19 protein-coding genes and 1 pseudogene are annotated in these 22210 nt (G+C 68.3%); 10 read left to right on the forward strand and 10 right to left on the reverse strand.

The window, feature by feature from the left end:
* Positions 1 to 478: 478 nt before the first annotated feature.
* The 5 genes from ACNAW0_RS22120 to ACNAW0_RS22140 form a co-directional block, all read right to left on the reverse strand.
* The gene (locus tag ACNAW0_RS22120) at positions 479 to 1612 is read right to left on the reverse strand and encodes a M24 family metallopeptidase (protein ID WP_416289864.1); all 1134 of its coding nucleotides are present in this window, start codon (positions 1610 to 1612) and stop codon (positions 479 to 481) included.
* Positions 1613 to 1694: 82 nt separating this feature from the next.
* Complete coding sequence (locus ACNAW0_RS22125; protein ID WP_416289892.1) at positions 1695 to 3986, reverse strand: TIM-barrel domain-containing protein; 2292 nt, start codon at positions 3984 to 3986, stop codon at positions 1695 to 1697.
* Between the two features lie 5 nt (positions 3987 to 3991).
* A complete protein-coding gene (locus ACNAW0_RS22130) occupies positions 3992 to 4894 on the reverse strand; it encodes a hypothetical protein (RefSeq protein ID WP_416289865.1) in 903 nt (300 codons plus the stop codon).
* Positions 4895 to 4899: 5 nt separating this feature from the next.
* A complete protein-coding gene (locus tag ACNAW0_RS22135) occupies positions 4900 to 5826 on the reverse strand; it encodes a carbohydrate kinase family protein (protein ID WP_416289866.1) in 927 nt (308 codons plus the stop codon).
* 237 nt (positions 5827 to 6063) lie between these two features.
* Entirely contained in the window at positions 6064 to 6867 is an 804-nt protein-coding gene (locus ACNAW0_RS22140) for a DeoR/GlpR family DNA-binding transcription regulator (RefSeq protein WP_416289867.1), read from the reverse strand.
* Positions 6868 to 7222: 355 nt separating this feature from the next.
* Here ACNAW0_RS22140 and ACNAW0_RS22145 point away from each other — a divergent pair, with 355 nt between their 5' ends.
* The 4 genes from ACNAW0_RS22145 (at position 7223) to ACNAW0_RS22160 (ending at position 11839) form a co-directional block, all read left to right on the forward strand.
* Positions 7223 to 8626 (forward strand): hypothetical protein, encoded by a 1404-nt coding sequence (locus tag ACNAW0_RS22145; protein ID WP_416289868.1) that lies wholly within the window; start codon positions 7223 to 7225, stop codon positions 8624 to 8626.
* Positions 8627 to 8654: 28 nt separating this feature from the next.
* Positions 8655 to 9956: an ABC transporter substrate-binding protein gene (locus tag ACNAW0_RS22150; RefSeq protein WP_416289869.1), complete on the forward strand. Its 1302-nt coding sequence runs from the start codon at positions 8655 to 8657 to the stop codon at positions 9954 to 9956.
* Positions 9957 to 10038: 82 nt separating this feature from the next.
* The gene (locus tag ACNAW0_RS22155; protein WP_416289870.1) at positions 10039 to 11013 is read left to right on the forward strand and encodes a carbohydrate ABC transporter permease; all 975 of its coding nucleotides are present in this window, start codon (positions 10039 to 10041) and stop codon (positions 11011 to 11013) included.
* A gap of 10 nt (positions 11014 to 11023) precedes the next feature.
* Complete coding sequence (locus ACNAW0_RS22160) at positions 11024 to 11839, forward strand: carbohydrate ABC transporter permease (RefSeq protein WP_416289871.1); 816 nt, start codon at positions 11024 to 11026, stop codon at positions 11837 to 11839.
* Here ACNAW0_RS22160 and ACNAW0_RS22165 read toward each other — a convergent pair.
* Entirely contained in the window at positions 11829 to 12065 is a 237-nt protein-coding gene (locus ACNAW0_RS22165) for a FadR/GntR family transcriptional regulator (RefSeq protein WP_416289893.1), read from the reverse strand. The genes ACNAW0_RS22160 and ACNAW0_RS22165 overlap by 11 nt on opposite strands.
* Positions 12066 to 12292: 227 nt before the next feature.
* Between ACNAW0_RS22165 and ACNAW0_RS22170 the strand changes: the two genes are divergently transcribed.
* Positions 12293 to 12547: a UxaA family hydrolase gene (locus tag ACNAW0_RS22170; RefSeq protein WP_416289872.1), complete on the forward strand. Its 255-nt coding sequence runs from the start codon at positions 12293 to 12295 to the stop codon at positions 12545 to 12547.
* Positions 12526 to 13686: a UxaA family hydrolase gene (locus tag ACNAW0_RS22175; protein WP_416289873.1), complete on the forward strand. Its 1161-nt coding sequence runs from the start codon at positions 12526 to 12528 to the stop codon at positions 13684 to 13686. The genes ACNAW0_RS22170 and ACNAW0_RS22175 overlap by 22 nt, the downstream gene beginning before the upstream one ends.
* A 621-nt stretch (positions 13687 to 14307) precedes the next feature.
* Here ACNAW0_RS22175 and ACNAW0_RS22180 read toward each other — a convergent pair.
* The 4 genes and pseudogenes from ACNAW0_RS22180 to ACNAW0_RS22195 all read right to left on the reverse strand — a co-directional run bounded on the left by ACNAW0_RS22180 (position 14308) and on the right by ACNAW0_RS22195 (position 20017).
* Positions 14308 to 17772: a glycoside hydrolase family 3 C-terminal domain-containing protein gene (locus ACNAW0_RS22180; RefSeq protein ID WP_416289874.1), complete on the reverse strand. Its 3465-nt coding sequence runs from the start codon at positions 17770 to 17772 to the stop codon at positions 14308 to 14310.
* A gap of 307 nt (positions 17773 to 18079) precedes the next feature.
* A complete protein-coding gene (locus ACNAW0_RS22185) occupies positions 18080 to 18490 on the reverse strand; it encodes a glycoside hydrolase family 97 C-terminal domain-containing protein (protein ID WP_416289894.1) in 411 nt (136 codons plus the stop codon).
* A pseudogene (locus ACNAW0_RS22190) lies at positions 18473 to 18943 on the reverse strand (glycoside hydrolase family 97 catalytic domain-containing protein); the annotation flags it as partial. The pseudogene ACNAW0_RS22190 and the gene ACNAW0_RS22185, both read right to left, overlap by 18 nt.
* A 30-nt stretch (positions 18944 to 18973) precedes the next feature.
* Positions 18974 to 20017 (reverse strand): glycoside hydrolase family 97 N-terminal domain-containing protein, encoded by a 1044-nt coding sequence (locus ACNAW0_RS22195; RefSeq protein WP_416289875.1) that lies wholly within the window; start codon positions 20015 to 20017, stop codon positions 18974 to 18976.
* Between the two features lie 446 nt (positions 20018 to 20463).
* On the opposite strand from ACNAW0_RS22195, the gene ACNAW0_RS22200 reads away from it, so the two are divergent.
* The 4 genes from ACNAW0_RS22200 (at position 20464) to ACNAW0_RS22215 (ending at position 22128) form a co-directional block, all read left to right on the forward strand.
* Positions 20464 to 20826: an ArsR/SmtB family transcription factor gene (locus ACNAW0_RS22200; RefSeq protein WP_416289876.1), complete on the forward strand. Its 363-nt coding sequence runs from the start codon at positions 20464 to 20466 to the stop codon at positions 20824 to 20826.
* A 209-nt stretch (positions 20827 to 21035) separates the two neighbouring features.
* Positions 21036 to 21386, forward strand: coding sequence for a hypothetical protein (locus ACNAW0_RS22205; RefSeq protein WP_416289877.1), 351 nt, complete (start codon positions 21036 to 21038; stop codon positions 21384 to 21386).
* Positions 21383 to 21868 carry a MerR family transcriptional regulator gene (locus tag ACNAW0_RS22210; protein ID WP_416289878.1) on the forward strand — a complete coding sequence of 162 codons (486 nt, stop codon included), beginning with the start codon at positions 21383 to 21385 and terminating at the stop codon, positions 21866 to 21868. The genes ACNAW0_RS22205 and ACNAW0_RS22210 overlap by 4 nt, the downstream gene beginning before the upstream one ends.
* Complete coding sequence (locus tag ACNAW0_RS22215; RefSeq protein ID WP_416289879.1) at positions 21865 to 22128, forward strand: hypothetical protein; 264 nt, start codon at positions 21865 to 21867, stop codon at positions 22126 to 22128. Before ACNAW0_RS22210 ends, ACNAW0_RS22215 begins: the two co-directional genes overlap by 4 nt.
* The last annotated feature ends 82 nt before the right edge of the window (positions 22129 to 22210 follow it).

A 22210-nucleotide genomic window follows, 5' to 3' on the forward strand; every position in this document is an offset into this window, starting at 1 on the left:
AGGCAGAAGTCAACAAGGCGAGTTGGCGGATGGTTCGGGACACCGAGACCTCCTCGTGAACGGATCGCGGAGGGTATGACCTCTGGCCACCCTCTGCAAGAAGCGTTATTCGATTCCGCTTCTGGTATGACCTCCGGCCACTTTCGTAGAGCTGGAAGTCGATGTCAAGCCCCCGTACGTGCCATACGCGCGCCCAAAACTGGATTCCACGCGCCCGCCTGGACACGACTCGGCGCACCATCGTCAAGCTCGGCCAGACCATGAACATCGCCGTCACCGACGAGTACCACCGGCTGCGCCGAGAACCGCCGCGAGCAGGAGCGTCTGGAGCGCGAGCCGGACCGCTACGCCGACGCGCTCGCCCAGCTCGAGGCACGCGGCGAGACCGCCAAGGCCGAGGAACCACGTGGCCCGCTCGGGGTGTACCAGGTTCCGTCGATGAGCATGCTGCCTGGGGCGGTCACATCGGGGTCCTCCTTCAGCCGGTGAACAGGTCCGGACGGCGCCGGCCAGCGACGATCACCGTCGGCCAGTCGGCGTCCTCGACAAGGAGTCGCGGCCCGGCGGGCGTGACGAGGCACGCGTCCTCGACCTTCCAACCCTCCCCGCTGGGGTTCCAGGCCACCACGCTGTTGTCGGTGATCGGGTCGGTGGAGCCGGAGTGAGCGGGGTACTCGCGCGGTTGCCAGCCAGAGAAGCCGCCCTGGTGGTGGCGGTGCCACTCGTCGGTGTCGAAGCCGTTCGCGGCATATGCGGCGGTACCGGCGGCGAACGCCCGCCCGATGGAGGTACCGACGCGCGTGGCGTCGAGGAACGCCGCCTCGACCTCCAGCAGACGGCGGTACGTGTCGCGCTCCGCAGAGGTGGGCGGTTGGAAGCAGCGGAACCGGGTGACGCTGGCGATCAGCCCGTCGCGGCGACCGCAGCAGACCAGCATCACGCGGTCGGTGATGGGGGCGGTCGTCGGGAGCGGATGCCGGTGTGCCGCGCCCCGCCGGTCGGCGGCGACCATCAGCACCACCGGGTCCAGCGCTCGGGCGAGCAGCTCCTCGGTGAGCAGCCCGGCCGCTTCGTACTCGGTCATGCCCAGACTGCAGCGACGGATGGCCGCGGTGGTGGCCGCGGCGGCGTCGGCGCAGACCGCTGCCAGCGTCTCCGCCTGGCGGATGGTGAGCTGGCGGCGTACGGCGGCGAGGTCGGCGCGGACGTCGACCATGTCGGGGCCGGGCCGGTCCGAGCCGACCGACGCGCCCGTGGGCAGCGACGCGGACCGGTCTTCCCACCAGGGCACCACGGTCCAGTCCAAGGGAAGGTCCGCGAGTTCGGTGTCCCGGAGCCGGGGCGCCTCGATCGCGTTGGCGACGGCGGTCAGCGAAGCCGGACGTCCGGTCGACGCGGCGCCTTCCGCACGTTTCCCGGGGCCCGCCGGTCCGGCGCCACCGAAGTGGACGACGAGGTCCAGGCAGGACGTGTCGAGCGTCTGTGGCACGTGTGATCGGGCGCCGGTGAGCCAGCTTATGCTCGCCTGCTCGCGCAGCACCAGGGTGTCGAGCCCTCGGCGCTCGGCAAGCGCGCCCAGCCGGACGAGCTTCTCACCGAGGTCGTCGGTCATAGCCGACCGCCGCCAGTCGTTGTGGACCATCCCGAATCGCCGCCTGCCATCGTCAGTCATGCCGGACCACGTCCCGCCGTCCTCAGCCATGTCGGACCACTTCCTGCCGGACGGGCTGCCGGCCGGTCGCCTCGGCTGTACCGCCGCTGATCCGTACCGAGGTATCCGTGCCGTCGAAGCCGGTGAGGGACAGCTCGCGGTCGCCCGCGCCGTAGACGTGCAGCTGCCAGGGCGACCCGACGAGGTCGTCGGTACGCCGGAACGTCGTGGGCAGGTCGACGCGGGGAATGACCGCGCTGTCGCGGACGAGTACCGGCATGCACTCCAGCGGGACCGTGACGGTGTGCCAGGACGGGCCGGCGTACGCGTCGCCGGTGAGCAGGTCCGTCCACCGCCCCTCGGGAACGTAGAGGCGGCGGGTCACCGGCGCGTCGCCGTCGTCGAAGACGGGTACCACCAGTAGGTCGGCGCCGAGCAGGTACTGCCCGTCCAGCCCGCCGGCCACCGGGTCGCCGGGATAGTGCAGCGACACTGGGCGCATCACCGGCCAGCCCTGCGCCGCCGACTCGGTGGCGACCTGCCACAGGTAGGGCAGTAGCGAGTACCGCAGCCGGATCCAGTCGCGGCTGATCGCCAGCACACGCTCCCCGAACTTCCACGGTTCACGCGGGCGCAGCCCGTGAGCGCGCATCAGCGGTGAGAAGGCGCCGAACTGCGTCCACCGCACGTACAGGCCAGGGGTCAGCTCGGGGCCGAAGAAGCCGCCGATGTCGTGGCTCCAGAAGCCCGGCGCAGAGAGCGCGTACGACAGCCCACCCCGGACGGTCGCCCGCATCCCCGCCACCGTGGACTCGGCGTCGCCGCCCCACTGTCCCGGGTAGCGGTGCGACCCGGCCCAGCCAGAGCGCCCCCAGACCAGCGGTGCGCGGCCGGTGCGTTCGGCGATCGCCTCGCTGACCGCGGCGTTGTACTTCAGCGGGTACAGATTGTGGGCGTGCCGCTGCGGGGTGCCGTCGGCGAGCGCCACGTCGTCGGGCAGCCCTTCGCCGAAGTCGGTCTTGAAGACTGCCACGCCGTCGTCGAGGAGGTCGCCGTGCAGTTGCTGCCACCACCGCCGGGCGGCGGGATTGGTGAAATCCACCAGGGCACGGGGCCGACCATCGGGGGTGGGGGTGCCCCGGAGGTGCGCCACGGCACCGGAGGCGTCGCGGACGAGGTAGCCCTGCGCCTCCGCCTCCGAGTACCGGGGGGAGACCGGGTCGATGTACGGCACCTCCCATACCGATAGGCGGCAGCCGTACCCGTCCAGCGTCTTCACCAGCTCGCGCCGGTCGCCGAAGCGGTCGGTGTTCCAGACGAAGTCGGTGTTCAGCCGGTCCACGACCAGCCAGTCCGGATCGAGGTGCAGCACGTCGCAGGGCACGCCGTGCTCGACCATGCCCCGCGCGACCTGCTCCATCTCCTCGCGGGAGTGGTACCGGCAGCGGCCCATCCAGTACCCGAACGCCCACAGCGGCGGGCGTGTCCCCCGTCCGGTCAGCGCGGTGTAGTCGCCGAGTCGGACGGCCGGGTCGGGGTCAACGGACACGTACAGGTCGAGTGCCTCGTCGGTGGCTTCGAGCGCGAGGACGCTCGGCCGGGTGTGCCCGACGTCGGCGGTGACCGTCGCCCCGGTGTTGAGGAAACCGGTGTACCCGGCGGAGGATTGCCAGACCGGGGCGGGCTTGTACGCCATCCCGGTTCCGGTGCCGAGCGCGTCCTCGACGCGCAGCCGCAGCTCCTGCCCGTTCTTGAGCAGCTGGCCGAACTGTTCGCCGAAGCCGGTGATCTCCTCGTCCGGCCCGAGTTCGCAGTGCAGCAGGGTGCTCTCGCCGCCACCGAGTACCGGCGGGGCCATGGGGAACCCGGCGACCTGGCGCAGCCGTTCGGCGGTACGCAGGACGACACGGCCCTCGGCGTCGGTCACCGCCAGGGCGAACGGGAACCGGCTGACCCGTACGCCGACCTGCCCGCCGGTAACCACGATCGCGTCGTCGGTGTCCGCCACCGAAGGTTCGACCGGGTCGGGCCACGGGTCGGTGACGATCCCGAGCCAGGTGGGTTCCTCGTCGAGTACCCGCGCACCGGCCGGTGCCACGACGATGCGGACGGTACGGGGCCCAGCGAAGGAGACAACCACGTGCCACGGTTTCGTGGTCAACGCCGGCAACTCCAGGTCGGGCAGGTTGGGCATGGTCGTCTCCACGCCCTGGTCCAGCAGCGACTCACCGGTCAGCCAACCGGGGATTCCCGGGAGTTGCACGGCGGGGTGGGCGTCAACGGTGAGCCGGACGTGCCGACCGTCGCGGCGTACCCGCCGGACCCGGCGCAGCATGTCGGTCACCGCGACCGGCCCGCCATCGCGGTGTCCACCACCTCGCACAGGCGGCGCAGTCGGGCGGCGGCGTTGTTGGTGAGGTCGGCCTCCACGTCCGACGAGCCGATGCAGGACGCCCAGACGGCGCGACCGGCGAGGAACCCGGAGGCGCCTTCGGCGCACGCGAGCCGGACGGCGTCGGGGAAGACGTCCTGGGGTACGCCCGAGGAGAGCACGACCCAGGGGCCGTCCACCGCCTCGGTGATCTGCGCGCAGCGGCGCCGGATCTCGTCCGGGTCGCCCTGGCCGCGCAGCGGCACCTCGGCCTTGTACAGGTCGGTGCCACGTGCGCCGAGCTCCTTCGCGGCGGCGAGTACGCCCTCGTCCCAGTCCCACTCGCGACCGTCGAGCGGCTTGCGGGACACCGGTTCGACGATGCTGATCAGCCCGGCCCGGCGGCACTCGTCGGCGAACTGCTCGACCATGGCGATCCGCGCACCGGGGTCGGTATCGGGCCGGTAGAGCACGAGTAGCTTCGCGGCCACCGCGCCCTGGCGGCGTACCCGCTCAGGCACCACGTCCGGGTCGATGTCCACCTCGCCGACCAGCTCGCCGTGCGCCGGGTGGAACCGGTCGGCTGCGGCGATGAGCGCGCAGCCGGGGGCGACGGCCCGCTCCTCGACGACCCGGTCGAACGCGAACTGCCGGTCGACCAGCACGGCGGACGCGTACGGCGTGAGGATGCGGGCGGCGGCGAGCTTGAACGCGGTCACCTGTTCGTCGCCGACCGGCTCCGACTGGTGCTCGGCGAACATGGCGCGCATCGCCTCGCGCTGGTCGATGGCGAGCATGGCGTATCCACCAGACGGACGGCGCAGTACGGACAGGTCCGGTACCGATGAGGCGGTGGGGATGCCTGAACTCACAGGTGCTACTCCTGTCGATTCGGAAAGAGACCGTCCAGAGCGGACAGTGCCTGGTCGTGCGTCGGGATGGCCGAGCGGCCGTCGACGCCACGGCAGGACAGTGCGGCGACCACGTTGGCGTAGCGGAGGCAGCCGGGCAGCGGTAGGTCGCGGACCCACGCCGCGAGCAGGGCGCCGTGGAACACGTCCCCGGCGCCCAGGGTGCTCACCACGTCGACGGGCAGGCCGGGTGCCTCCACCAGCGGCGCACCGTCGCCGGCGGCGACGGAGCCGGCCGAGCCGTGGGTGGCCACCACGGTGTGTGCGCCCTCCGTGAGCGCACGCCCCAGGAGGTCGGTGACGGGCAGTTCACCGTAGCGGGCGACGAGCGCCTCGACCGTGGGCACGTACAGCTCGACGTCCCGCAGGTCGAGGCCGGGGATTGGGTTGCCCGCGTCGACGGAGACGGCAGGCCGGCTGTCCGGCGGGAACCGGTCGAGGAGGTGGCGGGCCACCGGCCAGCCGCGGTGGTCGACGTGGACCCACGCGGCTCCGGCCAGTTGGTCGACCATCTCGGGGGTGGGGTCCAGCGGCGGCACGTTGCGGGTACAGATGGCGCGGGTCGCGCGGGAACGGTCGATGACGATCACGCTCGCCTGCGATGGTTGGCCCGCGACGACGCGCAAGCCGGAGACGTCGACGCCTTCGGCGCGCAGGCCCGCGACGATCCGCTCCCCTTCCTCGTCGTCGCCGACCGCGCCGACGAACGCGGTGGGTACGCCCAGCCGGGACGCCGCGACGGCGGCGGTGGCCGCCGGTCCACCACCGGCGTATCGGACCGCCTCGGCGATCTGCCGCTGGTTCGGCTCTGGGAAGTGCTCGACGATGGTGATGGCGTCGTAGGTGGCGGCCCCGACGAAGACGATCCGGGGTAGCGAGGCGGTGCCCGCCATCAGTGCCTCCTCAACGGCGGCGGCAGGACTCCGACGGTGTGGAATCCAGGACAACGTTCTCTGTTTGAAATCAAACACATTGCTTGTAGAAAGTCAACAGACTGCTTTCTCGCGGCCACATCGTCGGCCTGCTGGACAGCCCGTAGTGGCGCAGGATCGCGGCGTACATCCACCCGGCTCGTGGCCGTCGGCGGGGGCCATCCACCGTCCGCAGAACCACCGGCTCGGGCCAGGCCGCTACTCCCGGTCGCTACTCGCCTCCGCCACGATGATCTCGACCCCGTGGGACGCGAGGCGCTCCGCCACCTTCGGCGCCGGGAACGCGTCCGTGACCAGCCGGTCGACCCGGCCCAGTTCGCAGAGGCGGATCGGGGCCAACCGCTGGAACTTGTCGTGGTCGGCCAGGAGTACGACGGTGTCCGCGATATCCATCAACGCGAGCTTGGTCTCCCGCTCGATGTCCGCGTGCACGTATATCCCTTCCGAGTCGATCGCCGCCGCACCCATGAAGGCCGTTCGAACCCGAAGCCGCCGGGCCGCCTGCACCGTCATCGTGCCGACGAACGCCTGGCTCAGTGCGTGCAGTTCACCGCCGAGCCCGATGACCCTGATCCCTGGGCGGTGCAGCAGGTGGGAGACGAGCGGTACGGAATGGGTCACCACGGCCCCCCCGAAGGTCTCCGGGAGCGAGGTCGCGAACTCGTAGGTGGTCGTCCCGGCGTCGACGACGATCACCTCGTCGGGCTGCAGCAGCTCGACCGCGCGGAGCGCGATCCGGCGCTTGCGACCGGCTTGCTCGCCAGCCCTCGCGATGAAGCTGGGGGTCTGCAACGTGCCGTGCGGCAGGCTGACGCCACCGTGGACCATGCGGACTTCACCTTGCTCAGCGAGGATCCGGAGGTCCCTACGCACGGTCATGTCGCTGACGCTCAACGCCTGGGCGAGCTCTGACACCGAGAGGAACCCGCTCGTGCGCAACGCGCTGACGATCCGTTGGCGGCGCGCCGGCGCCGAGTTGTACCGCAGGCCGTCTTCCAGCACCTCGGTCCCCTTTCCGTAAAGCGGGATGCTACACAAGGTTTGTTGACTTTCCAAAATCTCTTGTTAACCTTGCCACAAGCGCATCCCGGGTAACACGTAACACGTGCATCACGAAGAGCGTGTCGGACAACAACCGGCCGTTCGATATGAGCAGAACCTGCGACGACGGGCCGACACCACCCCCGGCTACGACTGCGTCCCGAACCGTTCAGGTAGGGCGAGCCTCCAAGCCGGTCGCGCCGCCAGAGGGAGACCACGTGACAGCACCCGCTGCCCGCCGGGCCACCACACCGCCACCCGAGCTTCGGTCACACCTGCGGTCGTCCAGGCATTCGTCAACAAGGAGGAGCCCGACATGGCACGCGTGGTGATGATCCCGACGGCACGCCCGACCTTCCGGGTCGACGTCGCACGCAGCCTGGCCGACGCGGCGCGTACCGCACTGGTCGAGCTGGGCGCCGAGGTGTCCGGCCCGGTCGACCTGGTGATGACGCCCGAGGACGTCGAGGCGGCAACCGCCTGGATCGACCCCTCGGCCGACCTCGTGGTCAACGTATGCGCCTCCTTCTCGGACGCGACCCCGGCGCTGCGGCTCTACCGCGACCTGGACAAGCCCGTCCTGCTATGGACGTTCCACGAGCCCGGCCCCGTGGGTGACCGGCTCTGGCTGAACTCCCTCTGCGGCGCCAACCTCTTCGGGCACGCCCTCGTCCGAGAGGGCGGTGCGGTGCGGCTGTTGTACGGCCACCCGGACCAGCCAGAGGTACGGGAGACCCTGCGCGCCTCCCTGCGCGGCGAGCTTCCCCAGGTCGAGGCGCTGCCTGTGCGACCCGGCGAACGCGCCGACACCGAGGCCGTACGCGCCGCCCTGGCCTCGCTGCGCGGCCAGCGGATCGGGCTGATCGGCGAGGCGCCTGCCGGGTTCACCCCCAGCGAGTACGACCCGGCCCTGCTGGACCGGCTCTTCGGCCTCACCGTCGAGGAGTTCCCGGTCGAGAGCTTCCTCGACCGCGTACGCGACGTCGACCCGGCCGAGGCCGAGCAGGAGGTGACCCGCGCAGAGCAGGCGCAGCCCAGCCTGAAGACGCTGGACCGCGAGCAGGTGACCACGTCGGCGAGCATCACCACCACGCTACAGGCGTGGACCGGGAAGTCCGCGCTGGCCGCCGTCGCGGTCCGCTGCTGGCCGGAGTTCCCCACCCAGCTCGGCGCCTGCCCCTGCTCGTCGCTGTCCCGGGTCGCCGACCTCGGCACGCCGACCACGTGCGAGCGGGATGTGTACGGCGCCGTGACGATGCTGCTGCTGCAGTCCCTCGGTGCCGGGATGAGCTACCTCGTCGACACCGTCGACCTGGACGAGGAGAACGACATCGTCCGGTTCTGGCACTGCGGATCGGCGGCAACGGCGCTCGCCGCCGACCCGAGCGACGCGGGACAGTACGTGCACTGCAACCGGCGCCTCGGGGTCGCCGGCAACTTCCCGCTACGCACCGGACCGGTGATCGTCGCCCGCCTCACCGAGGACCCTGACCAGCCGTCCGGCCTCCGGCTCCTCCTCACCGCCGGTGAGTCGCTGCCCGAACCCAACCGGTTCCAGGGCAACACCGCCGCCGTACGCCTGGACGTGCCCGCCCGCCAAGCGGTGCACAACCTGGTCACGGGTGGTTTCCCGCACCACACCGTGCTCGGCTTCCGGGACGTCCGGCCCCAGTTGCGTACCGCCGCCGACCTCGTCGGCATCCCCGTCGTGGAGTGGTAGCCCCGCCCACGCCCCTCAAGGAGGAATCATGACGCACCACCCCATACCCCAGGTGACCCGGCGAGGTCTGCTCATGGCGCTCGGGCTCGCCAGCGCCGCTGTTCCCCTGGCCGCCTGTGGCGGTCCCGGCGGTGGCTCGAAGGCCGGCGGCGGTAAGGAGAAGCTGCCCACCGGCCCCGTCAAGGGCGACATCTCCTTCGCCCACTGGCGCGCCGAGGACCAGAAAGTCTTCGACCAGGTGATCGCGGACTTCGCCAAGCAGCACTCCGGGGTCACGGTGAAGCAGGACATCGCCCCGTCCAACGACTACCAGTCCACGGCTCTGCAGAAGATCCGCAGCGGTAACGTCGGCGACGCGTTCGTCGCGTTCCGCGGCGCGCAGTTCGTGGACATGGTCAAGGCCGGCCTGTACGCCGACCTGTCCGACCAGGACCTCGTGAAGCGGTACAACAAGAACCTCATCGAGCCGGGCAGCAGCGACGGCAAGCAATACGGCCTGCCGTACCAGCTCGTGTTCAACATGCCGGTGGTCAACAAGGACGCGCTCGACAAGGCCGGCGTGACCGAGCTGCCGAAGGACTGGGACGGCTGGCTCGCGATGTGCGACAAGCTCAAGACGGCCGGTTTCGCGCCCCTCGCCTGGCCAGGCGGCGAGGTCGCCAACGCGGGGCACCTGTTCAACTCGATGGTGATGAACAACGCGCCGTCGGACGACATGTGCGCCAAGATCGAAAAGGGCGAGTACAAGTGCACCGATGACTGGTACCTGCAGACCCTGAAGCAGTACGAGCAGATGCGGCCGTACTTCCAGCCGAACTCGACCGGTACCGCCGTGGAGCCGGCGCAGCAGATGTTCGCGCAGGGCAAGGCGGCGATGCTCGCCACCGGCTCGTTCCACATCGTGGCGGTACGCGCGCAGGGCGCCAAGTTCCCCGTGGACCTGGTCTCACCGATCACGGTCAGCGCCGACAAGATGAAGCACGAGGGCATCCACAACGCCACGTTCATCCTGGGCGTGAACACCGCCTCGGACAACAAGGCGACCGCACTCGCGTGGCTGGACTTCCTCTCGCAGTCCGACCCGGCGTCGACCTACGCCAACGGCACCGTGCAGCACCTGACGCTCAACGACGTCAAGTACACCAACCCGGACCTGGACGCGACATCGCCGTGGCTGACGAAGAAGACGCTGCTGGCGCCGCGCTTCCAGTTCAAGGACCTCGACATCCGCAACGCCGTCGAAGGCGCCTGCATCGAGGTGGTCGCCGGTGCGTCGCCAGCGCAGGCGGCGGAGAAGGCGCAGCGTATCGTCCAGCAGCGCATCGGCTGAACTGTCCGCACGGCGGCGGGACCGGCGCCCGCACGTACCGCCGCCGTGCTCCTTCCCGGGAAGGTACCCAAAGGTGAAAGAGATGACGGTCACCGCATCCGGCGTCACGACGGATGCGGCCGGTGCCAACCGGCAGATCGGTGCGGACGGCGCCGGGTCGGGGCGGAAGCGTCGCGGCGGTAGGCCCTGGACACATGCTGCGCTGTACCTGTTCCCGCTGCCGGCTGTGGTGCTCTACGTGATCTTCTTCGTCGTGCCGGTGGTGAACGCGCTGCAGTACGCGGGTACCGACTGGGACGGGTTCAGCCTCGACTACCAGAACGTGGGGCTCGCGAACCTGACCAAGCTGGCGACCAACGACGACCTGTTCAGCAACGCGCTGGGCAACAATCTCCGGTTCATGCTCGTCGTGGTGATGCTGCAGACGTTCCTGTCGCTGCTGCTGGCGATCTTCCTGGTGAAGAACACCCGCGCCTCGATCTTCCTGCGGGCGCTGTACTTCCTTCCCACCATCCTCTCCTCGGTCTCGGTCGCCTTCGTGTGGCGGTTCATGTACGACCCGAACTACGGGCTGCTGAACAAGACGCTCGAGGCGGTGGGGCTCGACGGGTTGCAGTCGTCGTACCTCGGCAACTCGACGTTCGCGATCTACTGGGTAGCGCTCACCCAGGTGTGGTTCCACACCGGGCAGCTGATGGTCGTCTACATCGCCGGACTGCAGTCGATCCCCGTTGAGCTGTACGAGTCGGCGGAGATGGACGGGGCGTCGAAGTGGCAGGTGTTCCGCCACCTGACCTGGCCCATGATCGCCCCGGCCACCGCGATCGTGGTCGCATACACCACCATCCAGTCGTTCAAGGCGTTCGACCTGATCGTCGGTCTCGGCGGTAATCCGCCGCGCCAGTCGCTCGACATCCTCTCGACGCGGATCTACACCTCCTTCGCCAACTCCGAGTTCGGCTACGCCGCCGCGGAGTCGGTGGTGTTCATGGCGGTGATCGCCGTCGTCACCCTGGCGCAACGTTGGGCGCTCCGCACCAGCCGGAAAGACGTCTAAGGAGACCGACATGCGAGACCAGCTCGGCCGCCGCGCCATCCTCGCCGTCTACGCGGTGCTGATCCTGGCGCCACTCCTGGTCGTGCTCCTCGGCTCCTTCAAGAGCACCCCGGAGCTGTTCGCCAACCCGTTCACGCCGCCGTCGCACCTCTCGTTCGACAACTACTCGACGGTACTAGGGGAAAAACACCTCGACCACGCGTTCGTCAACAGCGCGATCGTGACCGCCTGCTCGGTCACCATCACCCTGTTCCTGGCGAGCCTCGCCGCGTACGGCACGGCCCGGATCCCGGGCTGGCGCGGCTGGCTGATCTTCGGGTTCCTGGTGCTCGGCATGTCGGTGCCGGCGCAGGCGAACATGATCCCGCAGTACGTGCTCTTCGACCGTCTGGGTCTACTCGACAGCCTGACCGGGCTGGTCCTGATCAACATCGTCACGGGGCTCCCGGTAGCGGTGTTCATCCTCGGTGGATTCATGCGTACCCTGCCACGCGAGATCTACGAGGCGACCTCGATCGACGGGGCCGGGCCCTGGCGTACCTACCGGTCTGTGGTGCTGCCGCTGTCGATGCCGTCTATCGCCGCGACGGCGATCTTCCTCTTCGTCATCCACTGGAATGAACTGCTGTACCCGCTGCTGTTCATCCAGTCGCCGGAGAAGCGGACCCTGCCGCTGGCGCTGCTGTCGTTCACCGGTGAGTTCCTCACCGAGTACCCGCTGCTCTTCACCGGTGTGATCATCTCGTCAACGCCGATGGTGATCGCGTACGTGCTGCTCCAGCGCTACTTCGTCAGCGGCATGACCGCCGGCGCGGTCAAGGGATGAGGCCGTGATCCAGCGCGGCCATGGCTGCTCTCAGCTGGCGCTGCGATGGCGGCTCGGCGACGAAGACGTCCTCACCGTGTTTGACGACGAGTGCGCCTTCTGCCTCAAGGGACCGAACGGCTTCACGCACTGACGGCCGGCTCACGCGCAGCGTGGCCGCGAGTTCGCGCTCGGGCGGAAGCTGGTCACCTGGCTTCAGGCGCCGCTCTCTGAGTACGCCAAGAATCTCGCCTCGGACGCGAGTTCAGGCCCCCTTGACCGACAGCGTGCCAAGCAGGCCGCTGGCGCCGCCACGCAGCCCCTGATCCGTAGCTGTCATGGCATTCCAATCCGCCGTTGACATGCAAGCTAGTGTAGGTCATTCTGACGGAGGTCAGACCACTTACCGCGATCATGGGGACAGGGATGGCAGACACGAATCCGGATTTTTTAGCGCACCTGGACGGTGATGCTGTGGCCGTAGCCGTGAAGGACGTCGAGCCGGGGCAGGCCCACGTGGGTTACCTCGATGACAGCGCACCCGCGGCGATCGACGTCACCGCGTCGATCCCGTTGGGGCACAAGGTGGCACTGCGGGCCGTCGCCGCCGGCGACGATGTCATCGAGTACGGGCTGCGCATTGGCATCGCGAGCGCCGACATCAGCAAGGGTGACTACGTTCACACCCACAACGTGAGGAGTGCCCGGTGGCAGAACAGCGTCGCCTGACCGGCTACCGCCGGCCCAACGGATCGGTCGGTATCCGCAACCACGTCGCCATCCTTCCCGTGGACGACCTGTCGAACGCGGCGGCGGAGGGCATCGCCTCCCTCGTCCCGGGAACGCTGGCCCTGCCGCACGCCTTCGGACGCCTGCAGTTCGGCGATGACCTGGACCTCACCTTCCGCACCCTCATCGGCGTGGGCGCGAACCCGAACGTCGCGGCCGTGATCGTGATCGGCATCGAGCCGAACTGGACCAACCGCATCGTGGAGGGCATCGCCAAGACCCGCAAACCGGTCGAGGGGTTCTCCATCGAGGGATCCGGAGACCTGAAGATCATCGAGCGGGCGTCGCGGCTCGCCAAGCAGTACCTCCAGGACGCCAGCGAACTGACCCGGGAACCGGTCGAACGCTCGGAGATCCTCCTGACCACCAAGGACGGCGAATCCGACACGACCACCGGACTGGGCTCATGCCGGATCACGGCGTACCTGAGTGACCGATGGGTCGACGCCGGCGGCACAATGATCTTCGGAGAGACCAGCGAACTGACCGGCGGCGAACACCTGATCGCCGAACGTTGCATCAACGACGAGGTCCGCGCCCGCTTCCAAGGGTTCTACGACGACTACATCGCGATGATCGAGGCGACCGGCGCCAACCTGCTGGGATCCCAACCCACCCAGGGCAACATCGCCGGCGGCCTGTCGACCATCGAGGAAAAGGCACTGGGCAACATCGTCAAGACCGGCACCGCACCCATCGTGGGCGCACTGGCACCCGCCGAAGCTCCGGAACGACCCGGACTCCACTTCATGGACACCTCCTCCGCCGCAGCCGAGTGCGTCACCCTGATGGCCGCCGGCGGAGGCGTCCTCAACCTGTTCCCCACCGGACAGGGCAACGTCATCGGCAACCCCATCCAACCCGTAATCAAGATCACCGCAAACCCGAAGACCGCCGCGTCGATGTCCGACCACATCGACGTCGACTGCTCCGGCCTGCTGACCCGTGGCCAGTCCGTGGAAGAGGCCGGTGACCAGCTCATCGACCTCGTCGAGCGTACGATCAACGGCCGCCTGACCGCCGCCGAATCGCTCGGACACCGCGAATTCACCATCACCAAGCTATACCGAAGCGCATAAACAGAATTGCGGCTCCCGCTGCGGGCCCTCGACACATCTTGCCTGAGCACGGTCGTGCCGTATCGAGGGCCCGCGCGCGGGGATGGTATTCATCTTGTCGCTATGGCGAAGAGGCGGATGCCGGTCTCTCTCCTGAGCCAGCCGTCGGGAGTCGCACCGCCTGGACGGTCCTGCCCGCCGCCAGTGGCACGAACACCGCGTACAGATACCGCGCCGCGACACGCCGCCCGGACTGGGCATTGAGATATGAAGTCTTCGCCACCAGGTCACCACCGGCCGGCGGCGTCCCGTTCGTCCAGTTAGTGAACCCGATCGTGAACGACTGCGTGGTCCCGTCGGTGTAGTAGACCGTTCCGATGCCGCTGAACGCCCCGTTCACCCAGTGCCCAAGAACCCCAGCGTGCTGCCCGACCCGGACACCGCGATCGTCTGCCCGCTGGCCACCGCGTTGTCCGGCTGCCCGGCTGGGACATCCGGCCAGGTGAACGTGGCACCGCCCGCGGTAACCGTCCCGCCCGGCGTGATGCCCACGGGTACGAATCACCGTACCCTCCTCGCACGGGAGCGATCAAAGGCGACGAAACATCTGAGCTGCTCGTTGAGCGGCCAGACCAGCATCGTTCAGGAACCGATCGACATCGCGAAGACATGCAGCGAGGTGACGTTCACCGCCGGCGCGGAGCTCACCTTCGGCAACGTCACCGCGGCCACCGTCTTTCGCGGGTCGAGCGGGACGGAGCTGTAATAGACGTTCACGTTGCGGTGCTGGGTCGGGTGACCGGCACGCGGGTTCCAATCGGGAGCGGTCACCGCGATCTCGACACCATCCGGCGCCTTGTTCCCCGTCCAGTCCCCCGAACCGAGGGTGAATGCCTGAGTGGTTCCATCGCTGTAGTAGATGGTGCCCGTTCCGCTACCTGCGCCGTAGGCGCTGGCAGTGAGGAAGCCGAGACGCTGGCCCGATCCGGACACCTCGATGGTCTGGCCTGCGGCGAGCGTATTGTCCGGGCGACCCGAAGGCGCATCAGGCCAGGTGAACGAGATCCCGTCGTGGGTCACCTTCGCGCCGGGCGCGTGCCCCACGCTCGCGAGGGCCTCGTCGGAGTAGGCATTGTTGGCCCCGTCGAAGTTGCCCGAGGCATCACCCGCAGCCCTGCTCGTAGTAGCCACGTTGCCGTATGCGGCAGCGAGTGAGGCGTACGGCACCGTCACCGTCACCGCATCAGAACTTCGCGTCGTACCCTGGGTCGCCTCGTAAACCGCGGTCCCGGACAGTTGGTAGTCGTCCGCTGTCGTGCCCTGCGGCACCGTGACCTGCCACGTCGTGGTCACCGTCTGCCCCGGTGACACGGTCTGGAACGATGCCGGCGAACTCGGCTTCACCGCCCAACCGTCCGGATGCGACAACGTGAGTTCGGCGCCGTGCACCGCGTACGCGCTGTCGTTGGTGAACGCGGTAGTCGCCGTGGCCGTCGTGCCGGGCATGGCGATCGTCGGCGCCGTCGCCGTCAGGTAGCGCGGCCCGATCGCTTTCTTCACCCGGATCGTGTCACTGGCCGCGATGTCCCGCGACGACGTGCCCACCATGATCTTGTAATCACCGGCCGCCATTACCCAGCCCTTCGCCCGGGTGTCCCAGTAGGAAAGATCACGCGGGGTGAGCCGGAAGGTGACCCGCTTCTTCTGCCCTGGCCCGAGCGACACCTTCTGGAAACCCTTGAGCTGCTTGGGCGGCTCACCAACGCCGGACGGCATCTCCACGTAGAGCTGCACCACCTCAGCGCCGGCACGGTGGCCGGTGTTGGTGACGTCGATGCTCACGGTCTCGTGATCGCCCGCCGAGAGCTGCTTCGGCGCGGCCACCAGGTGGCTGAGCGCGAAGGTCGTGTACGCCAGGCCGTACCCGAAGGGGAACAGCGGCTCGATGTCCTGGGCGTCGTACCAGCGGTACCCAACGTGCAGGCCCTCGGAGTAGTACGCCTGGCCATCCACGCCGGGCCATTGCTGCGGCGTGTGCGCAGGGGTGTCCGACTCGTCCTTCGGGAACGTCAACGGCAGCTTGCCCGAGGGGTTCACGTCCCCGAACAGCACCGCCGCGATGGCGTTGCCGTCCTCCTGGCCGGCGTACCAGCCCTCGACCACGGCCTTGACCTTGTCCAGCCACGGCATCGTCACGGCGCTGCCGGTGTGGAGCACCACGATCGTGTTCGGGTTCGCCTCGGCGACCGCGTCGATCACGCCGTCCTGGTCATTGGGGAGGGAAAGGTTGGGTCGATCCGTGCCCTCGCTTTCCACGTCGTTGGCGAAGACGATTGCGACATCGGCGTCCTTCGCTGCCTGCTCGGCCTCGGCGTACTGGCCCGTGCCCGGCGGCTGCCAGCCGAGGTGCACCTGCTCGCCTCCGATGGCGTTGAAGTAGTCGACCTTGAGCTGGTACTTCTGCCCGGCGACCAGGGAGATCGTGCCCTTACGCGTCCGGGGCCCATGGTTGCCGCCGTTGTCGATGACCAGCTTGCCGTCCAGGTAGAGCCAACTGCCGTCGTCACTGTTCAGTGTGAAGGTGTACACGCCGGTCTCCGCCGCGGTCAGCGTGCCGGTCCACTCCGCCGACCAGTGCGTGGCGTTCACACCGGGCCCGGGCGACACGGCGTTGTTGCCGGTCCCCCAGGTGAAGTCGATATTGGGATCGGTACGGGTGAGCACCGGCGAGCCAGAGCGGTTCTCGTTGTTGTAGTACCGACCGAGTAGCCCGTTCCCGCTGCCCGACGGCGGGGTGAGCGCGCTGGACGGGATGGCCGGCGCCCCCTGGGAGCCGCCCGGCGTGTACGTCACCTGCGTGCCGCCGCCCGCGCGTTGTTTGATGCCGTCGTACGGGGTCACGACGTAGGGCGGGATCACATGCGAGCTCCCACCGCCTGCGGTGTACGCGCCGTCACCGCCGTCCGCCCCGATCACCGCGATCGAGTGGGTGGCTTCGGTGCGCAGGGGCAGCGTGGCGTCCGCGTTCTTGAGCAGCACCGTTCCCTGCTCGGCAAGGTCGCGGGCGACCGCCGCGTGCTCCGGTGAGGTCACCACCGTGTTCGGGTTGCCGGTCGGCGGGTGGTCGAACAGGTGGAACCGGAACATCTCCCGGAGCACCCGCCGCACGGCGTCGTCGATGCGCGGCATCGGCACCGTACCCGCCAGCACGGCGGCCTTCAGCTCGGCGTTGTGTTGGGGCTTGGCCTGGTCCATGCCGGCGTTGTAGGAGGCGGCCACGTCGTGGACCGCGCCGAAGTCCGACCGGATGAAGCCAGCGAATTCGTACTCGTTCTTGAACAGGTCGCTCATGAGGTTCGAGTTCGCGCAGGAGTAGTCGCCGTTGATCTGGTTGTACGCGCACATCGCGGTCGCCACGTCGCCGTCGCGTACGCCGGCCTCGAAGGCGGGGAAGTAGATCTCCCGCAGCGTGCGCTCGTCGATGTGCTCATTGATCGACAGGCGATTGCTCTCCTGGTTGTTGGCGGCCAGGTGCTTGATGTCGGCCATCGCCCCGGTCGCCTGGATCGCCTTGATGTTGGCGACGGCGATCTGCGAGACGAGGTGCGGGTCCTCGCCGTACGCCTCGAACGTCCGGCCGTTCTGCGGCACCCGGGCAATGTTGACGTTCGGGCCCTGGGCGACGTGGATGCCCTTGCCCCACGACTCGCTGCCCTGGATGTGTCCGTACCGTGCCGCGACCGAGCGGTCCCACGATGCGGCCACGCCGATGGGTGCGGGTAGCTGGGTCACGCCGCGGAAGCCGCCGGCGACGCCGGCGGGACCGTCCTGAAGTATGAGCCGTGGGATACACAGCCGCGGGATGGCGGGGAAATGGTTCTGGTAGCCGTCCGGGCTGGCGGTCAGGCCGAGCATGGTGATCTTCTCATCCAGCGTCATCCGCGCCAGCACCTGATGCGCCCGTTCGTCGGGTGAGGCCGACGAGCCGACCCAGGGGCAGGGGTCGTCGTCGGTGGAGGCCCCCGCCGCGGTGGGTGTGGCCAGCGTTAACGCGAGCAGGGTGCAGAGGCTGGCGAATAACGCCAGCAGTCGGGGGGTGCGGGTCATGATGCTCTCCTCGTGAACGTCGAGAACGTCGGGATGCAACACGTGTGGCCTTCGGCCAGACCGCCCCACCGGAGGCCCAATCCATTGTGGTATGACCTCGGGCCACTCTTTCCGATCGCGACGCGAGCGTCAAGGGCTGCTCACAATCCGGCCACCGGAGCCGGCGGGGACCGCCGGGAGAGGATGAATTCCCCGTCCGAGGCGTCCCGTGCATCGGGTAGTCATCAGTCCGTCGCTGCGGCTGCGGGAGCCCACGGCATCCCCACGCCCCGATCGATGACGACTCACGCCGGCCCCACCCGGCGTCTCAGGCGCGTTCGAAGCGAATCGCCTGCCCACCGGACGGTGCCAGCGTGAGCTGCAGGACGTCCGATGCTGTGACTTGCCTAGTGCTTTCCACGACCGGCGTTGCGCGCGGGTCGGCGCTCGGTGTTCCGTCGGCATAACAATGAGCGCTCCAGGTGCCGTCTCCGAGGAAATCCAGCGGCAGGTCCACAACCCGTGCCGTTTGATCGGTCATGGCTCCCGTGTACCAGACATCTCCCTTCCGGCGAGCCATGACGACGTGCTGGCCGACGTCCCCGCCGACTGCGCAACTTTCGTCCCATGTGGTCGGCAACGCGTCGAACCATGACAGTTCGGAGGGGCCGTTGAGGAACTGTGTGGGAGGCGCGTACCAGTACAGCCAGGAGAGGGATGAATAGAAGACAGCACCCATGGCGAGCTGGTGCGCCGACGTCGTCTTCAGCCGGGGTTGGAGATAGCAGATCGTAGCGTCCATCGGCCCGTTGAGGTTGCGGGTGTGGGCCAGGGCGACGTTGTGGCGTGCCGTCGGGAAATTCTCGTTGCCCCGTACACCTTCCAGTGTGATGTAGTTGGGCAGCGTGCGTTCCAGCCCAGCCGGCCGCAGGTTGTCGTGCGCGTTGACCAGGAGTTTACCCTCGCCGAACCGGCGGATCGCCTCGAAGATCCAGTCGTTCTGTTGCTGGGTGCCTTCGCGCAGGAAGCCGAACTTGATGCCGGAGATTCCCCATTGCTGGTACAGCTCGACGATCTGATTGAGCTGCCGTTCCGCAGCGATGCGGTTGACATAAACCGTGATGCCTACACCACGTTCCTTGCCGTAGGCGATGACCTGCTGCAGGTCGAGGGCGTCGATGGGTTTCGTGGCGTCGGAGTTGCTGCTGCCCTCCGGGCCGTACTAGCCCGCGTCAAAGTGGACGTACTGGAGATTGCGTGCGACGGCGAAGTCTACGCCCTGGATGCCGGCCAGCGTGCTGAGACCGGTGCGGAAGGCCTTCCCGGGCCGGATCCACGATGTGTCGCCGAGGATGTTGGGCCGGCCGAGAAGGGTAACGAGGTCGGCGTTGTTCGCCAGTTCGGAGGCGTTGGCGCCCACGGTGACCGTGCGCCACGGGGTCTCGAAGGGCAACGCGACCAGGAAAGACGAGCTGGAGGGCCCGCCACCGCGCTGGGCTGACGTGGCAAGGTACGCCCCGAGGGTGTCCTGTGCGCCCACGACCGATGACAGCAGCAACCGCGGGTAGTGCTCACGTGCGGATTCGGCGAGGCTGATTCGGGCCCCGCTGGGCACTTCGACCGTGACGGGTATGTCGGCGAGGCGGCCGACATCGCTCACGCCGTTGCTGGTCTGGGGAATCGCGTGGGCGGGGACACGAGAGTAGTCGCTTTCATCGCGGCTGGCCCACACGAGGGAGCCGGGCTGCAACCTGTACTCGGTGGTTTCCCCGTCGATCCATAGGGCAGCCTTGGGTGCACGCAGCAATACGAACCGGATTGCAGCGCCCTGGTTGTAGGCACGGGCGACGATTTGGAAGTCGATCCCGCGTTCCTCGTCGGAGAAGACGAGGTTGAGTTCGCGGTGATCGGTGCTCAGCTCCGCGAACCGCCCGTACGGTGGCGCCCACGAGCCGGATGACGCGGTGAGGGCTCCGTCGAGCAGCCTAGCGCCCGCGCCGAGTGGCTCCCCCTCGCCCACCATCCGCAGACCCAGTGGTGAACGCAGTACAACCTCGACGTTGTCGTGCACGACGGACCAGAACAGGCCTGCGGGCGTGTGGAAGACCTTGACCAGCAACCGCCCGTCGGGGGACTTCACCACCCGGGGGGCGCCGATGCCGGCTGAGGCGGGACCTGCCAGCGACAGCGGGAGGGCGGCGGCTCCACCGACGGCGGTTGCCTTGAGAACGGTGCGGCGGGATATCCCGCGGATCTGCTCAGGCACGATTCCTCCTGCCTTACGGCCATGGGTAGCGATCGGGCTTGCAGCACCCGCAGCGAAAGCGTCTGCCCACCGCAGGCTATGCGAGATAAACGTCGATGGCAAGATTTATTAATAAAAAATGTTTACATCTACAGATGCCATCGATGCTGCGGGGGCTGGCGGTGGGTGTGACGTAGGCTGCGCCCCTCCTCGCCGAGCTCCACGGTGGTTGGCTGCCCGGAGGATTGCCACAAGCCACCAAGCTCCTCACCGACCTGCTCCCCACCGGCCGACCCACCCGCCAGTGCTGCCTGTCCCCCGGTCCCCCGTCGTGCGGGGGCCGACACTCCCTCATCCGGCCGCGGACACGGCCGGGACAGGTCAACACGGCTCCCTGCCTGAAAATTGACGGTGATCGGGTCCTGATTCGACCGGCGTATCGATCGGTTTGGTGCAACGATGGAGGCGTGAGAACTGCGAAAACTGCTGCACCTGCCATCTCGCCGCTTGCTGGCGAGCCGATTAGACGTGCCGATGCCGAACGGCTCGCGGGAGTACTGAAGGCGGTCGCCGACCCCGCCCGGCTGCGACTGCTCAGTCTGATCCAGTCCGCTCCCGAAGGCGAGGCGTCCGTGAGTGACCTCACCGCGCCGCTCGGTCTCTCCCAGCCGACCGTGAGTCATCACCTCCGGATCCTCACCGAGGCCGGCCTCCTCGAACGCGAGAAGCGTGGCGTCTGGGCGTACTACCGCCTCGTGCCATCCGCGATCGCGGCGATCGCCGACCTGTTGACCCCACCCCGCAAACGGGCGACGAAGAAGGCCCGCTGAGCGACACCGTGGTCGCGGGGCAGCGACGCCGGTATGGCGCCCGTGGGCACCCAGCCGGCGTCGCTGCCCAATAAGCCGCTTTTCAACCCGTGGCAATAGATGACCCATTGGGCATCGTTGGTTGGCCGTGTCCGACCTCCGACGGCCCGGGTCCTTCCCCTGAACCAGGGCTTGCATCTGATACCCAGGTACAGGCTTACCCTCGTTGCATGAGCGACCAACATGTCACGACGGATGACTCCTGGGTGCCGGATTCGTGCACCCTGCCGACCGCCGAACGGCCTCTGCGGCTCGCCGAGTTCGATCAGTTCTTCCGGGATGCGGTGCGGGGTAGCGAGCGTTTGTCGGCGCAGCATCTGCGGTTGCAGCTGGACGGCGCGGAGCAGGTCGAACAGACGGCTCGGGATCTGGCGACCCGTGAATCATCGTGCTGCTCATTCTTCACGTTCGACATAGCGCGACCTGACGTGCACTCGCTGACGCTGGACGTTCGGGTACCGGCGGCACACATCGACGTGCTTGATGCCCTAGCCCAGCGGGCTGTCCGGGTTCAGCGATGAGCGGATCCGGGCTACGCAGCGGCCAGCTCGCCGACGCGGCCGGGGTCAACCTGCAAACCCTGCGCTACTACGAGCGCCGGGGACTGCTCACCTCACCGCAACGATCGCCGGGCGGACATCGGCTCTACCCGCCCGACACCGTCACCCTGCTGCGGATCATCAAGACCGCACAACGCCTCGGCTTCACCCTCAACGAGGTCGCCGACCTGCTCGCCGCCGGCCAACATCAGCACAGCGGCCGACCCGACACCGGCCTCCAGGCACGAGCCAAGGCCAAGCTCGCCGAGGTGGAACAGAAGGTGGCAGACCTAACCGTCATCCGCGACACCCTGCGCGCCGCCATCTCGGCCGGCTGCGACGACCTGGTCGCCTGTGCCAGCAGCAACTGCTGCCCCCTGCCGTTTGCTGAACTCGCCGAAAGGAAGGAACGAGCGTGCCGACACCTGCTAACTGGCTGCCCCGCATGCTCCCCTCCGGCATGACCGGACTCGCGGGAGCCGCCTGTGCCGCCTGCTGCGTGCTGCCGCCACTGCTGGCCGCCGGGGTCCTCGGTGGCGCCGGCTGGGCCACCGTCAACCGTTTCCTTCCCGGCGTCGCCGTCGCCCTGGCCGTGCTCGCCGGCCTGTCCTGGTGGTGGGCCAGCAAACGCCGCCACACCACCGGCTGCGCCGGCGGCAACTGCTCCTGCGGGCAAGAGGCACAGCACCAGCGCCAGGTAGTCACAATTCGGTCCGACGCATGACGATTATCCGTTCGATCCTGCTGTTCCTGCTCGGGAACGGCCCTTGACCCCTGCTCACACTGCGAGGGCGTGCCGGAACCGG

The organism is Micromonospora sp. SL1-18, assembly GCF_047921505.1.
Classification (GTDB): domain Bacteria; phylum Actinomycetota; class Actinomycetes; order Mycobacteriales; family Micromonosporaceae; genus Micromonospora.